12 protein-coding genes are annotated in these 14,166 nt (G+C 60.4%); 10 read left to right on the top strand and 2 right to left on the bottom strand.

What is annotated here, in order from left to right; all coding sequences use genetic code 11:
• The first annotated feature begins 71 nt into the window (after nucleotides 1-71).
• The 5 genes from DTI93_RS06310 (at nucleotide 72) to DTI93_RS06290 (ending at nucleotide 6,728) form a co-directional block, all read left to right on the top strand.
• Nucleotides 72-527, top strand: a complete 456-nt coding sequence (locus DTI93_RS06310) for a hypothetical protein (protein ID WP_043558645.1) — start codon at nucleotides 72-74, stop codon at nucleotides 525-527.
• Between the two features lie 153 nt (nucleotides 528-680).
• Nucleotides 681-3,995: an efflux RND transporter permease subunit gene (locus tag DTI93_RS06305; RefSeq protein WP_249080007.1), complete on the top strand. Its 3,315-nt coding sequence runs from the start codon at nucleotides 681-683 to the stop codon at nucleotides 3,993-3,995.
• Nucleotides 3,996-4,107: 112 nt separating this feature from the next.
• The gene (petA, locus tag DTI93_RS06300) at nucleotides 4,108-4,779 is read left to right on the top strand and encodes a ubiquinol-cytochrome c reductase iron-sulfur subunit (protein ID WP_043558652.1); all 672 of its coding nucleotides are present in this window, start codon (nucleotides 4,108-4,110) and stop codon (nucleotides 4,777-4,779) included.
• A gap of 15 nt (nucleotides 4,780-4,794) precedes the next feature.
• Nucleotides 4,795-5,988, top strand: a complete 1,194-nt coding sequence (locus DTI93_RS06295; RefSeq protein ID WP_249080006.1) for a cytochrome b N-terminal domain-containing protein — start codon at nucleotides 4,795-4,797, stop codon at nucleotides 5,986-5,988.
• Nucleotides 5,985-6,728 (top strand): cytochrome c1, encoded by a 744-nt coding sequence (locus DTI93_RS06290; RefSeq protein WP_086431723.1) that lies wholly within the window; start codon nucleotides 5,985-5,987, stop codon nucleotides 6,726-6,728. Before DTI93_RS06295 ends, DTI93_RS06290 begins: the two co-directional genes overlap by 4 nt.
• A gap of 59 nt (nucleotides 6,729-6,787) precedes the next feature.
• On the opposite strand, the gene DTI93_RS06285 is transcribed toward DTI93_RS06290, so the two are convergent.
• Nucleotides 6,788-7,837: an NADP(H)-dependent aldo-keto reductase gene (locus DTI93_RS06285; RefSeq protein ID WP_043558659.1), complete on the bottom strand. Its 1,050-nt coding sequence runs from the start codon at nucleotides 7,835-7,837 to the stop codon at nucleotides 6,788-6,790.
• Nucleotides 7,838-8,002: 165 nt separating this feature from the next.
• On the opposite strand from DTI93_RS06285, the gene DTI93_RS06280 reads away from it, so the two are divergent.
• The 4 genes from DTI93_RS06280 (at nucleotide 8,003) to DTI93_RS06265 (ending at nucleotide 11,448) form a co-directional block, all read left to right on the top strand.
• On the top strand, nucleotides 8,003-8,689 hold the full coding sequence (locus DTI93_RS06280) for a response regulator transcription factor (RefSeq protein WP_043558662.1): 687 nt from the start codon (nucleotides 8,003-8,005) through the stop codon (nucleotides 8,687-8,689).
• An 11-nt stretch (nucleotides 8,690-8,700) separates the two neighbouring features.
• Nucleotides 8,701-10,227 (top strand): HAMP domain-containing sensor histidine kinase, encoded by a 1,527-nt coding sequence (locus DTI93_RS06275; RefSeq protein ID WP_086431722.1) that lies wholly within the window; start codon nucleotides 8,701-8,703, stop codon nucleotides 10,225-10,227.
• A gap of 76 nt (nucleotides 10,228-10,303) precedes the next feature.
• The gene (locus DTI93_RS06270; RefSeq protein WP_227449758.1) at nucleotides 10,304-10,651 is read left to right on the top strand and encodes a hypothetical protein; all 348 of its coding nucleotides are present in this window, start codon (nucleotides 10,304-10,306) and stop codon (nucleotides 10,649-10,651) included.
• Nucleotides 10,648-11,448, top strand: a complete 801-nt coding sequence (locus DTI93_RS06265) for an SIMPL domain-containing protein (protein ID WP_156878796.1) — start codon at nucleotides 10,648-10,650, stop codon at nucleotides 11,446-11,448. Before DTI93_RS06270 ends, DTI93_RS06265 begins: the two co-directional genes overlap by 4 nt.
• 17 nt (nucleotides 11,449-11,465) lie before the next feature.
• On the opposite strand, the gene DTI93_RS06260 is transcribed toward DTI93_RS06265, so the two are convergent.
• Nucleotides 11,466-12,749: a S1C family serine protease gene (locus DTI93_RS06260; RefSeq protein WP_227656456.1), complete on the bottom strand. Its 1,284-nt coding sequence runs from the start codon at nucleotides 12,747-12,749 to the stop codon at nucleotides 11,466-11,468.
• A gap of 345 nt (nucleotides 12,750-13,094) precedes the next feature.
• On the opposite strand from DTI93_RS06260, the gene DTI93_RS06255 reads away from it, so the two are divergent.
• Nucleotides 13,095-14,162, top strand: a complete 1,068-nt coding sequence (locus tag DTI93_RS06255; protein WP_249080004.1) for a glycosyltransferase family 32 protein — start codon at nucleotides 13,095-13,097, stop codon at nucleotides 14,160-14,162.
• Nucleotides 14,163-14,166 lie beyond the last annotated feature (4 nt).

Here is a 14,166-nt window from a genome sequence, read left to right as displayed (position 1 = left end):
TGCGGACAGCCCCACATGAGAGAGGCTGGACAGGCAGGCAGCCTGACAGAACTGGTACAAGGAAACGCAAGATGATCCATGTCTCCGGACTACTGATGAAGCGGGCAGCCGCAGGCCTTGCTCTGGCAGCTCTGGCCTGCGGTCTGGCCATCACGCCAGCCGAGGCACACCATCACCACAGTTTCGGCCACAGCTTCGCCCGGGGGCTTGGCTTCGGCGTAGGGTCCGGTGTGGGGTACAACGTGGTTGACCGTGTCTTCAACGGCTATGGCGGAGGCGGCTATTACGATGGTGGCTACGCCATGCCCTACATGGCCCCGAGCTATGCCCCGCCGCCACCGCCACCACAGAGCACGAATGTCATTGTCATCCAGCAGCCTGCGGCTCCTCCGCCTGTACCCGGCTACCCCTACCCCGTGCCCGGCTACACCCATTTTCAGCCCGGTCAGGGATATGTCGCCCAGACGACCACATACGTACAGGGCTATGGCTATGTTCCGGCGCAGCCCCAGCCCGTGACGCCCTGAGCAGGCCAGACGAAAAGGGAGGATTTTAACCTTTTCTTCCCAAACTGGTATTACTTGAATAACCAGTAAAAACTGGTTGATTTGAGTGGGATAATATCTCTATGGAGGCACAGGTTCTGCAATAACACGATAAGAAAGAGTTAATAGTCAGGGATGGTCTTCTGTCGTCTTTTCATTGACCGCCCCGTGGCGACAACACTTCTGGCACTCGCCATCTTTCTGTCCGGCATGATTGCCCTGCCTTTCCTGCCCATTTCCACCATGCCGGACATGACGGCGACCTCCATCATGGTGATCGCCAACCAGCCGGGGTCGGACCCGCAGCAGATGGCCACCTCCGTCTCCACTCCACTGGAGCGGCGGCTGGCGACCATTGCAGACATCCAGACGCTGGAATCCGTCACGACCAGAGGGCAGACGTCCATCTTTCTGGATTTTTCCTCATCCCGCAACATCAATGGCGCCCTGCGGGATGTGCAGGCAGCCCTCCATGCCGCCCGAAGCGACCTGCCCACCAGCACGCTGGAAGCAGACCCGCAGGCCTTCAAGCTGGATGGCGACAAACCGATCTATCTGCTCCATCTGACATCAGACCAGCTCCCCAGGGCACAGCTTTATGACCTCGCCACCATAAGGGTCCGCCCCATACTGGCACAGATAGCCGGTGTGGGGCGTGTCGAGCTGTTCGGGGCCTCCAACCCGGCTGTCCGGGTCGAACTGAACCCCTATCCTCTCTACCGCTGGGGGCTGAACCCCGAGGATGTCCGGGCGGCGCTGGCCTCGGCCAATGCCTTCACGCCAAAGGGCTTCATCACGTCGGGAAACCAGCGCATCCAGCTCCAGACGAATGACCAGGCTACCGAGGCCGCCCATTACAGGGACCTCATCGTGGCCTACCGCAACGGGAAAAATCCCATCTACCTCAAAGACATCGCCACCGTACGGGATGACGTGCAGGACGTGTACCAGAACAGTACACTGAACGGGAAAACAGCCATCACAATCGCTGTCATCCCTCAGCCACACGCCAATGCGGTGGAGATTGTCAACGACATCGTCAGGCGTCTTCCCCGGCTCCAGCAGGCCCTGCCTGCCAGTGCGGAACTCCGCACCGGCCTGGACCTGTCCCTGACCATCCGGGCCTCGCTGGCAGATGCCAAACAGACACTGGTCATTTCCATCTTTCTGGTCGTGCTGGTCATTGCCCTCTTCTTCCGCCACATGGCCAGCACGCTCATCCCGGCCATCACCATCCCTGTCGCTCTCTCGGGGACGCTGACAGCCATGGCGTGGTTCAATTTCTCGCTGAACATCCTTTCCCTCATGGCGCTGACCATTGCAGTCGGGTTTGTCATTGATGATGCCATTGTCGTGCTGGAGAACATCGCCCGCCACATGGAAAACGGGATGAACCGCTATCAGGCCAGCATCGTCGGCACCTCCGAGATCGCCTTCACCATCATCTCCATCAGCCTGTCCCTCATCGCCGTTTTCATCCCGCTGCTCTGCATCCCCGGTACGCTTGGTTCGGCCCTTCATGAATTTGCGCTGACAATGGCTGCGACCATTGCCATCTCCATGGTCCTGTCCCTGACCCTGACGCCCATGCTCTGCGCCCATTTCCTGACGATAGAACCAGCAGGCAGCACGCCGGCCATTCCCGAAAGGCCCCGCTATTCTCCCCTGGCAGACCCTGTCTCCTGGCTTCTCTATGGTGCCATGAGGACTGTCCGTGCCGTGGAAACGGGACTTTACCACCTGACGTCGCTCTATGACCGTTCAATGCACTGGAGCCTCCGCCACCCCATCATCATCGGGCTGACCCTGCCGGGAAGCTTCCTGCTCATGGTCGGCATCATCATTCTCATGCCCAAGACGGCCATACCCTCCATGGACCTTGCCATTCTTCAGGGCAGCATCAATGGCGAACCAAGCCTCTCCTTCAAGGCCCTGACACGCCGGATGCATCAGGTGGAAAGCATCATCCAGAAAGACCCGGCCGTGCAGACCGTCGTGACCTTCAACCGCACGAGCCATACGGGGCGCATCTTCGTCACGCTCAAGGACAAGAGCGTGCGTGACAGCATCCCCGTCATCCTGGCCCGGCTGCGCAAGGCCATTCCCCAGCAGGCCGGGGCGGAGGCCTTTTTCTGGGCTCTGAACAATGGCCGCCAGGGAGGGGGCGACAGCAACACCACGGGCAATTACCGTTATGTTCTCCAGAGCGACAGCAACGGCCCCCTTTACGCCACCATGCCTCCCCTGCTGGCCCAGCTGCGGGCCAGCGGGAAGTTCCGCAACCTCTCCACCGATGCAGAGGATCTGAGCTTTTTTGCCAATGTCCTCATCCACCGTGACCTGGAAGCCCGCTACAACATCACGCCCCAGCTCGTGCAGAATGCGCTCTTCGATGCCTACGGGCAGAGCATCGTCTCCACCATCCACCTTCCCCTGACCAATCACCGGGTGGTCATGGTGGTGGCGGAACCGTTCCGGGAATATTCCAACACACTGCACCATCTCTGGCTGTCCACCTCGGCTGGTACGGCAGCAGGGGGCATTGCCTCCAACCTCATCCGGGTCAGGACCAAAGGCACGCTCAGTACCCAGGCCTCCCTCTCCCGGGATTCCGTCACCAACTCCCTGGCCAACAAGCTCTCGGGCAACAGCTCGAACGGGGCCGCCGTCTCCTCATCCCAGGAAACGATGATCCCGCTGGACAATGTTGCCAGCATTGTCAAAACGCCCATGCCGCTCAGCATCACCCACCATAATGGCTATTATGCCACGACACTCTCCTTCGATCTGGCCGAAGGCACCAGCTATGATGATGCCATCTCGCTGATACACAGGGCACTGGTGAACCTTCATGCTTCGGACAGCATTCATGGGGAGTTCACGGGGACAACCGGAGAGACGACGGACCTCATGCTCAATGCCCTGCTGGCCTTCCTGGCAGCCATCACCATCATGTACATTGCCCTCGGCGTTCTCTACGAAAGTCTCCTCCACCCCATCACCATCCTTTCCACCCTGCCGTCCGCTGGCGTGGGGGGCGTGCTGGGGCTATGGGCCTCCGGTGAGCAGTTCAGTCTTGTGGCCATCATCGGCGTCATCCTGCTGACGGGCCTCGTGAAGAAGAATGCCATCCTGGTGATCGACTTTGCCCTGCACATCCACCACCATCATCCAGACATGACAGCCGAGGAGACCATCCGCCATGCCTCTGTCACCCGCTTCCGCCCCATCCTTATGACAACACTGGCCGCAGCCCTCGGCGGTATCCCGCTGCTGATGAGCCAGGGGTATGGCTGCGAACTGCGCCGCCCTCTGGGCGTGGCCATTCTGGGCGGCATGGCCATCAGCCAGCTGCTCACCTTCTACACCACACCAGCTGTCTATCTGCTGATGGAAAAGCTGAAACACCACAGTCTGTCCCTGATGAGGCGGGTCCGGGCCGCCCTGTAAGCCTGCCCCTTATGAACCCGACAGGAAAAAACGGTCAGCCGGACCCTCCACGGGCCAATTGCACCGCGCTGCGGCTCTTTCTATAAAAAGGGCCTGAGGAGAACGCCCGCCCATGACCCGGAACCATGATGCCAGCACGCCCCATCCATCCCTTGATGAAGAGTCCCTCCTTCCCCGCCCGACACGCCGCACGGTCCTGACGGCTGGGTCCGTGGCGCTGGGAGGGGCCGGGGCCTGTACGCTGGCCGCACCCTTTCTGGACAGTCTCCGCCGCACCCGGGCAAGCTCTGCTGCCAGCACACAGGAAGAAACGGTCCTGGATATTTCCGTACAGGACCTGGAGCCCGGTGCGCACAAGATCGTCGTCTGGCAGGGGATGCCCGTTGCCATCCAGCGCCGCACACCAGAGATGATCCGTGCGCTGGAGGACCCCGCCCTGCTCGCCCAGCTGCTGGACCCGCAATCCCGCATCCGGCAGCAGCCCCGTGAGGCTGAAAATGCCCACCGGTCCCTCCGGCCCGACTATGGCGTGTATGTCACCATCTGCACCCATCTGGGCTGCGTACCGGACTATCAGAACATCACCAGCCTGCCCGCCTCTGGCGGATTCTTCTGCCCCTGCCATGGGTCGCAGTTTGATGGAGCTGGCCGGGTCCTTCGCAACATGCCCGCCCCCTACAATCTCCCGGTTCCCCCACTCCATTTCGTGGATGACCATACAATCAGGCTGGGAGAAAGCCTTCTCTCACCCCATTACGGCATGAACAGCATCCAGCAGCTCTGAGGGACGGTCCACACGATGAACGACAACACACACCCGACCAGAAGCTGGCTCGACTCCCGCCTGCCCTTCCTGCGGCCTTTCTGCCAGCACATGACCCGCTTCCCCATGCCGCCGGTCAATCTGCTCTGGACACTTGGTGCCTGTCTGATGGTTGCTTTCGGGCTGATGGTCGTAAGCGGTCTGTTCCTCTCCCTGCATTACCAACCCGATCTCGCCCAGGCTTTCGACAGTGTGGAAGCCATGGAACGGCGGGTCCCCTCCGGCTGGCTCATCCGCAGCATCCATACAGGCGGGGTCAGCCTGCTCTTTGCTGCGCTCTATCTCCATGTCGGCCGAGGCCTCTGGTACGGGTCTTACAAGGCCCCACGGGAACTTGTCTGGCTCTCCGGCCTGTTCCTGATGCTTCTGTTCATGACGACCGCCTTTGCAGGTTATGTCCTGCCATGGGGGCAGATGTCCTATTGGGGGGCCACCGTCATCACCCATGCCGTGGAGGCCATACCCGGCATCGGTCACGGGCTGCTCGTCTATCTTCTGGGAGAAGACACGCTGGGCGGTGTGGCCCTGCACCGCTTCTTCATCCTGCATTTCACCCTTGGCTTCATCATCGCTGCGGTGGTCGGGCTCCATATACTCTGCCTGCATGGTACAGGCTCCAGCAACCCCACGCTGGACAGCCCCCACCCGGACCGCACGACCCGCCCCTTTGCTCCATTTTATGTGGTGAAGGACTGTCTGGCCGTCTGCGTGTTTCTGGCCCTGTTTGCCGGGCTGATCTTTTTCCTGCCGGGGCTGCTGGGCAAGTTGGACAACATCATCCCAGCCAATCCCCTCAAAACACCGGCAGACATCACACCGGAATGGTATCTGGCCCCGTGGTTTGCCATGCTGCGGGCTGTCCCTTCCCGTCTGGGCGGGCTGATTGCAGCAGCCACCAGCCTGCTTGTCCTCTTCATCCTGCCCTGGCTGGACCAGTCCCCCCGCCATAACGCCACCTACCGCCCGCTGGCCCGGATGGGGCTGGGGCTGTTCTTCATCGCCTTCATCATCCTCATTCTGGCAGGAATGAACAGAGCTACCCCCCTCTGGGTCTGGCTCAGCCGGGGCGCCATGCTGGTCTGGTTCCTCACCTTTCTGGGGCTGCTCCCTCTGGCAGCCTACAGGGAACGGCAAGCCAGTGACGCCTCCACACAGGGAGATGCACCATGATGCGTTCATGCCTCCGCCCAACGGGCATGGTCTTTCTGGCCGCCCTGTCCCTGGCCCATCTCCCCGCCACGGCCAGAGCGGATGACCCTGCCCCAACACAGGCCCCTGCCGCTGCGCAGGTGGCGGCCCCTGCAACAGTCCCGCCAACCACCATGCGCCCGGAAGAACGGGGGCTGATGATCTTCCAGCAGGTATGCAGCTCCTGCCACAGCATGGAGCGTGCCCATTATGGGGACATGATTGACCTCCAGCCCTCCGTCACGGCCCTGCAACACTGGGCACAGCAGCGTCATGCCGGGCTGGAAAGCCCCATCGCCTCCCCCTATCCCAGTGTGGCTGTAGGCAAGGCCAATAATGGCGGGGACTATCCACCGGACCTCTCCCACATTGCCCGCACCATCCGGGGCGGCCCGGACTATATCCGCCAGATGCTGGCAGGTTACCGCCCCGTTCCGCCCGGCGTCACCCTGGCACCGAATACCTATTACAACCCCATCGCCCTGACGCATCATCACAGGTTCAAGATGCGCCCCCCACTGCATGAGGGCATGATCGCCTTCCCGGACGGTACACAGGCCACCATTCCCCAGATGGCCAGCGACGTGACGGCCTTTCTCCAGTGGGCTGATGATTCCCACCGCAGCACCCGCCATTTCATCGGCACGGCCGTCCTGCTCTATCTCGCCCTGCTGGGCGGAATACTGCTTGCGCTCTGGCGGCTGCTGAAAAAAGAAGCCTGAAACGGAAAAGCCCCGCCCCAGAAACCGGGACGGGGCCAACCTCGGAACGACATCCGGCCTCAGGGAGCCGGGTTGGCGTTCAGCTGGTGGATGGCGTTGATCTTCTCTTCCAGCTCCGGCGTGATCTCCACCTGAATGGAGGTCAGAGCCGTCTCAAGCTGTTCCATCGTCGTGGCACCGATGATGTTGGATGTCACGAACGGGCGTGACGTGACGAACGCAATGGCCATCTGGGCGAAATCAAGCCCGGATTCCTTCGCCAGAGCCTGATAGGCCCGGATGGCATCATCCACACCCGGCTTTTCATAACGCTGGCCCCGGTTGAACAGGGTCGTCCGGGCTCCCGGCGGGCGGGCACCATCCAGATATTTGCCGGTCAGATAGCCCTGCGCCAGAGGGGAATAGGCCAGCAGGCCGACATCTTCCCGCAGACCCATCTCGGCCAGACCGATCTCATAGGTCCGGTTCAGCAGATTGTAGGCATTCTGGATGGAAGCAATGCGGGGCTGCTTTTCCTCCCGGGAAACACGCAGGAACTCGGACACGCCCCAAGCGGTCTCATTGGAGAGACCGACATGACGGACCTTGCCTTCCTTCACCAGCTCACCCAGAGCGCCCAGTGTCTCGGCAATCGGTACCTCATCAGCATCGGAGAGCGTGCGGAAGGTCGTGCCGCCCTCACCAAAGATGTTCACCACCCGGTCCGGCCAGTGCAGCTGGTAAAGGTCCAGATAATCAGTGTTCAGCCGCTTCAGGGACTCATCAATGGCATAACGTATCTGTGCCGGTGTCAGACGTGGCTTTTCACCATCGGGGCGAAACCAGTCATTCTGGCTGCGTCCAACAACCTTGCTGGCAAGGATGACCTTGTCCCGGTTGCCACGGGCCTTCAGCCAGCTTCCCACGATCCGCTCGGTCGAACCCTGCGTCTCCGCACGCGGTGGAATCGAATAAAGTTCAGCCGTGTCGATGAAATTTACGCCATGTTCAAGCGCCATATCGAGCTGGGCATGACCCTCTGCCTCGGTATTCTGCTGGCCGAACGTCATGGTGCCAAGGCAGAGCTCACTCACCTTCAGGCCAGTCCGTCCCAGTGTTCTGTACTGCATGGGCATTCCTTCCTGTCATGGTCACTATATGGCGGGCATCCTGACATGCCCGTAATGTAGGGCCCGACCACCAGGCAAGGGCCTGCTTCCCTTTTGCCCCGGCTTGCCGCTATCCTGCCCCACAACGATACACTACGCAGCATATCAGGAAAACAGGCAGGACCAATGCGTATTCTACTGGTTGAGGATGATCCGACTGTCCGCTCCTTTGTCCTCAAGGGGCTGAAAGAAGCTGGCCATAACGTGGACCAGGCCGACAACGGCAAGGATGGGCTGTATCTGGCCATTGGCGAGAAATACGACATCATCATCCTCGACAGGATGCTCCCCGGTGGCATTGACGGGCTGAACATCCTTGAAACCCTGCGTGGCCAGAAGAACAACACCCCCGTGCTGCTGCTCTCCGCTCTTTCCGACGTGGATGACAGGGTGGATGGGCTGCGGGCCGGCGGGGATGATTATGTCACGAAGCCTTTCGCCTTCTCCGAGCTTCTGGCCCGTGTGGAAGCCCTGGGGCGCCGGGGCCACAATGAATCCGCCCCGGAAACATCCCTGACCGTAGGCGACCTGACGCTGGACCTCCTCTCCCGCGAAGTCCGCCGTGATGGGCAGAAAATCGATCTCCAGCCCCGTGAATTCCGCCTTCTGGAGTTTCTCGTCCGCCATGCGGGGCAGGTTGTCACCCGGACGATGCTGCTGGAGAAAGTCTGGGACTATCACTTCGACCCGCAGACGAACGTGATTGATGTCCATGTCTCCCGCCTGCGCCAGAAAGTGGACAAGCCGTTTGAGACGGCCATCATCCACACGGTCCGCAATGCAGGCTATATCCTCCGCCCCACGCAGGACTGACAGCCAACACCATGGCAGAGGAAAGGACACCCCTATACCGCCGTCTGTCCCGCCGCCACCTGTTCCGACTCCCTCTCCTCCACAGCCGGAACGGAAAACGGCGCTGGCCCATCCGCTCGGCGGGCATCAATTTTGCTCTGGGCTATGGTGTCCTGTTTCTCATTTCGGCCACGCTGTTTCTCTCCTTCATCTGGTGGAGCAGCACAAACCTGCTGAACGACCATGTCCGTGCCTTCATCGAGACGGATGCGCAGGAACTCCGGCACCGCTGGGGGCACGGCGGGGCCCCCGCCCTGAGTGAGGCCATCAATGACAGGCTGGAACAGAACATTGATGATGACGCCCTCTATCTGCTGATAGACCGCCATGGGCGGCGAATGGCGGGCAACCTGCCGGGCTGGCCGGTGGCCGTCAAAAAGATGAACCACTTTTACGAGCTGACCATCCGCCGCTACACCTTCACGACGCCTGCCCAGTTCAAGGCCTATACCCTGCCGCATGGCTTCAAGCTGATTGTCGGGCACGACATACGGGGCCGCACCCTCCTCAGCACTGTCATCACCCGCACGCTCATCTGGTGTGCCGTCATGATCTCCCTGCTGGCCGTGGGCGGCGCCCTGGTGGTACGGGACCTCTTCCGCCGCATGGTTGGCTCCATCGCCCGTACAGCCTCTGCCGTAGCCAATGGCGACCTCAACCACCGCATCGCCCTGACAGGCAGTGAAACCGATCTCGTCGCCGAAACGGTCAATACCATGCTGGACAGGATCAACCGGCTGATGGAGGGCGTCCGCCAGGTCTCCAACGCCATTGCGCATGACCTGCGCACCCCCATAACCCGGGCCCGCAACCAGCTGGAAGAAGCTTTCTTCTCTGCCACCTCACCCGATGAACTGCGCACGGCCGTGGACAGGGCCATCGGGGACCTGGACCACATTACCGGCATCTTCGAGGCCCTCCTCCGGATCGCCCAGATAGAAGCAGGAGCACGCCGCTCGGCCTTCACGACCGTCAACCTCAACCAGCTCCTGTCCAACATGGCTGAACTCTACGAAGCCTCGGCCGAGGATGCCGGGCTGAGCCTGGCACTGGATGTCACCCCTCTGCCCTCCCTGTTTGGTGATGAAAGAATGCTCCAGCAGGCACTGGCCAACCTGCTGGACAATGCCATAAAATTCTCCCCACCAAACAGTATGCTGACCCTCAGCGCCCATCCCGTCATGGCCGGAACAGCCCCGGGCAGCGGCGCGGAGAAAAAACCACAGGGACTCGAGATCAGCGTCCGGGATCAGGGGCCGGGAATGAATGATGCCGACATACTGCGCGCCCACGAGCGCTTCTTCCGGGCTGAAAGCGCCCGCAACACGCCAGGCTCCGGCCTTGGCCTCTCTCTGGTACAGGCCGTCACCAGCCTGCATCATGGCCGTCTGACCCTTACCCAGGCCAATCCCGGCCTGAAAGTCACACTCTTCCTGCCCCTTCTGCCAGAAGCAGAACGGACCGGCAGAAGCACCACTCCGGCGGAAACCACACCATGAGACACCGTCCCGTCAGGCCTGTTACCAAATCTTCATTCCTCGCCCATCTTCCGGGCAAACAAGCTGTGATAGTCTGATGACCATGCGCACCGTTTTCTTCCTCACTGTCCTTCTCCTGCTGGCCCAGATGCCGCTCCGGCCGGGGCACGCCTGGGGGTCACTGCTGCCGGAAGAAGAACCCTCCACCCCTGCGCAGGACCTTGTCATCACCAGCGACAGCCAGGCTTACTGCGCCCAGCTCAGCGAGCATCTGGCAGAAAAGATGCGCATGCCTCATGATGTTCCCGTCGGGGCCATGGATGATGCACGGCATCTTCAGGAAGAAGGGCAGGAACTCTGCCAGCAGAACCACATACGGGCGGGCATAGGCCGCCTGCGGCGCGCACTTGTTCTGCTGAAAAATCAGGAAGGCTCCCACCAATGACCCTCCATCGTTCGCTGAAATTCACGGGCCTGACTGCACTGGCCACCGGATGTCTGCTAGGCAGCGTGGCCATGGCAGCACCCCCGGCACCAACCATCCCCGATGGCGAACCCCCTGCCATGATCCCGCCAGAGCCGCCACACCCACATGGTACGCTGCTCGCCTTTGCCGTTTCTGATGAAGCACAGGCAAAGGCAGATACGCTCTCCATACGCTTTTCAGCCAGAACGGAGGGCAGTTCTCCCACCGGCACCCAGCAGCACCTCAACCAGCTTGTCAGCAGTGCCATGGCCATCCTGAAAGATCAGCCGGACGTGAAAAGTACGGCGGAGACTTACACGGTCGGGCAGGAATATGGTCCTCATGACAAACGCAGCTGGGTTGCCCGCCAGAGCCTGACCCTGAGCAGCCAGAACCGTGACGGCCTGCTTGCTCTGGCCGAAAAACTTCAGAAACTGGGGCTGGGCCTTGAGGACATGCAATGGACTCTCAACCCCGAGACCCGTGAAAAGCTGGAAAAGCAGGCCCGTCTGGGGGCCCTGAAAAAGCTCCGCCAGCAGGCCGAGGAAGATGCCGCCGCTCTGGGCCAGACCCTGATTGGTCTGGAACGTGTGCGTATCGGGAGCCACGGCGCAGATGGTTTTGAACCGCTCCACCCCGCAGGCCCAATGCTCATGATGGCCGAAGCCCGCAGCGCTGCCGCAGCACCGGAGAGCACGGCAGAAATGCAGACCGTCCGTGTCACCGTCAGCGCCCAGGCCCGTCTGGCAGACAGGGAACCCCCGACTGCACCCTGATGGAGGGGCAGCCAGCCCTAGAAAACCGTCGTGGGGCGCTTGCCCAGCGCAACCGGGAGGGTGATGATCTTGCCCTCCCGCCTTATGGTGAAATTGAAAACCGTCCCGGGATGGGCTGCCGCAACACTGCGCAACACCGTCCGGGCATCATGCACCGGGATGTTGCCAATCGCCAGGATGGCATCCTTCTTCCGCAGGCCTCCCCGCCATGCCGCTCCGTGAGGATCCACATCCTCCACCCACATGGGGAAACTGGAATCGTTGAGCGTCACACCCAGCCAGCCATGTTCCACATGGCCCGTCTGGCGGATGGCCTCCACGACAGGCGCCACGATTTCCGACGGAATACCAAAGCCAATCCCCACGGAACCATCACTGGGGGACGCAATGGCGGCGTTCATCGCCACGACCTGCCCCTGGAGATTGAAAGCAGGCCCACCAGAATTGCCCGGATTGATGGGGGCATCCAGCTGCATGAAGTCATCCAGCGCCCCACTGCCCAGATCACGCCCGACAGCAGAAACAATGCCTGCCGTCACTGACGACCCGAACCCGAACGGATTGCCTGCCACAAGTATCCAGTCCCCGATTTCCACCTGCCGACTGTCCCCCCAGGAAACGCAGGGCAGCGGTGTCGGGCTATCCACCTTGATGACGGCAATATCCGTCATCGGGTCATCCCCCAGGCTGTGAGCGGGCAGGGAGCGGCCGTCAGACAGGGACACCATGATCCTCGTGGCGTGGCCGATGACATGCCGGTTCGTCACGATGATGCCAGAAGCATCCACCACGAAACCGGATCCCGCCCCTGTCAGCTCGTCATCAGCCGGATGCAGCATGTGATGCCCCTTGCCCGTCACATGATGCCGGAGACGATGCTTCTTCCGGGGGGCCGGTGAAGCGCGGCGCTGCTCCTGGCTGGCAGGCGGAGAGGCCGTATCAGGCTCTCCCTCATCATCCTCATCCGCCGAGGATGACGCATGAGAGATTGAAATATTCACCACCGCCGGAATGACCTGATGGACCAGAGGCGCAAAACTGGGCAGATTCAACGCCTCCCGCAAAGCGGGCGCTTCATGGTTCACACCCACGGGCAGGGCCCCCACCGGCGTGGCAGCAGGCGGCAGCACAAGCGGAGACGACACCGGGACAGGCGGATGACGGACCGCCTTATACAGGCTCGTATTCTTTATCGGCTCGGGAACCTTTTCCCCACCAGGCACCCACCACAGGCATACGCCCGCAGCCACCATGCTCCCCACGGCCGCCGGCAGCAGGACAGACCAGACCAAGTGCCTCATAACCGGCTGCATTCACATGCGCTCCCCTCACTGCGGCACGGCTGCCGCAATGTCTCTTCAAGTCTTCCACTCCCTACCACACTCCATCCCGTTTGAAAGCACCTTCCTGACCTTCAGGCTGTACCACATATCAGCCCGCCCCAGCAGAAAACACCCCGTCTCCACCTTGCAAAATACTTGCAGGGACCCGGTCTCCGTGGCAGTTTACTTTTCTTTCATTTTCAGGGCAGGTAGGGCAGGTCAGGAAAGACCCAGCATTCAGACAGCACGGGCTGAAAACAACCATGCCCCCCACCTCCTGAAGACCTGAAAAAGACATGCCGGATGCGCCAGAAGGACGGATACATGACAGCCCACAGCGAACGTAATGCAATTACCCTGCATCACCCGATTTTCGTGACGTATTTCTTTACGGTTCTCATCATCCAGAATGATGAGTTCAGGCATGTCGATTTCTGCGACATCGAACATTACAGGGCCTGCCTCCCCACCCATGAACAGCTGACGGCACATGGCATCACCGTCCTGAACCCGAAGGATGATACGTTCGTCCTGCTGAAAGACGGCAATTTCCTGTCCGCCCGCCCCGAAGGCACCTTCGGCTTCGCCAACAAGGCCAACTGGTGGGAAGAGTTCAGACGCCTCTCGAGCATTCCATTCAAATTCGTTCAGGAAAAACCTTTTTCTCCCCATATACCGCACATCATCCACCAGACAGACAATGCCCTTCACCCGGAAACAGGCTATCTTGAAAACATAACGTCCCTGAAAACAATGAATAAGGACTGGGAGTACCGGTATTATTCAGAAAAAGACCGCATTGACTTCATCCATACCCATTATGGATGGGACGTGCTGAGTGTCTATCTGCGGCTGAACCGCCTCTATGGCGCAGCACAGGCGGATTTTTTCAGATATCTCTGCCTGTATCAGCATGGCGGCGTCTATCTGGACATGAAATCGGGCAGCAGCCGGCCATTATCCTCCATTATCCGTGATGACGACCAGTTCATCATTTCACAATGGGACTGGAGCCTGCCTCAATACTTCGAGTGGGGCAAAAAAGCCGAACTTCCCCACATTGAAGGGGGCGAATTCCCTATATGGTGTCTCATCTGTGCGCCGGGCCATCCTCTTATGGCCAAGGTCATCAACCAGCTGATCGCCAACATCTTCCTTTACACGCCCAACCTGCACAGCACGGGCAGCGTGGCAACACTGAAAGTGACCGGCCCCATCCTGTTCACAAGAGTCGTCTTCAACAACCTGAACAAATTCGACATCAGGATGGAAAACATTCTGGCGAAGGGCCTCAATCCCCACATGGTGAAGAACATTTACCGCAAGGACCAATATCACGAGCAGGTCCTGCCCCTCGTCATACAATCCACCCGTGTGGGCGATACCATATGATGGC

The organism is Parasaccharibacter sp. TMW 2.1884, assembly GCF_023337695.1.
Taxonomy (GTDB): Bacteria; Pseudomonadota; Alphaproteobacteria; order Acetobacterales; family Acetobacteraceae; genus Bombella; species Bombella apis.
Note: the sequence above shows the minus strand (reverse complement) of the source record. Positions and strands in the feature narration are given on the sequence as shown.

What these genes read in the sequence shown, in the direction of transcription:
- DTI93_RS06305 (WP_249080007.1), top strand. Translation starts at nt 681, where the DNA reads ATGGTCTTCTGTCGTCTTTTCATTGACCGCCCCGTGGCGACAACACTT.
- DTI93_RS06275 (WP_086431722.1), top strand. Translation starts at nt 8,701, where the DNA reads ATGGCAGAGGAAAGGACACCCCTATACCGCCGTCTGTCCCGCCGCCAC.
- DTI93_RS06290 (WP_086431723.1), top strand. Translation starts at nt 5,985, where the DNA reads ATGATGCGTTCATGCCTCCGCCCAACGGGCATGGTCTTTCTGGCCGCC.
- DTI93_RS06310 (WP_043558645.1), top strand. Translation starts at nt 72, where the DNA reads ATGATCCATGTCTCCGGACTACTGATGAAGCGGGCAGCCGCAGGCCTT.
- DTI93_RS06280 (WP_043558662.1), top strand. Translation starts at nt 8,003, where the DNA reads ATGCGTATTCTACTGGTTGAGGATGATCCGACTGTCCGCTCCTTTGTC.
- DTI93_RS06255 (WP_249080004.1), top strand. Translation starts at nt 13,095, where the DNA reads ATGACAGCCCACAGCGAACGTAATGCAATTACCCTGCATCACCCGATT.
- DTI93_RS06270 (WP_227449758.1), top strand. Translation starts at nt 10,304, where the DNA reads ATGACCATGCGCACCGTTTTCTTCCTCACTGTCCTTCTCCTGCTGGCC.
- DTI93_RS06285 (WP_043558659.1), bottom strand. Translation starts at nt 7,837, where the DNA reads ATGCAGTACAGAACACTGGGACGGACTGGCCTGAAGGTGAGTGAGCTC.
- DTI93_RS06260 (WP_227656456.1), bottom strand. Translation starts at nt 12,749, where the DNA reads ATGAGGCACTTGGTCTGGTCTGTCCTGCTGCCGGCGGCCGTGGGGAGC.
- DTI93_RS06295 (WP_249080006.1), top strand. Translation starts at nt 4,795, where the DNA reads ATGAACGACAACACACACCCGACCAGAAGCTGGCTCGACTCCCGCCTG.
- DTI93_RS06265 (WP_156878796.1), top strand. Translation starts at nt 10,648, where the DNA reads ATGACCCTCCATCGTTCGCTGAAATTCACGGGCCTGACTGCACTGGCC.
- petA (WP_043558652.1), top strand. Translation starts at nt 4,108, where the DNA reads ATGACCCGGAACCATGATGCCAGCACGCCCCATCCATCCCTTGATGAA.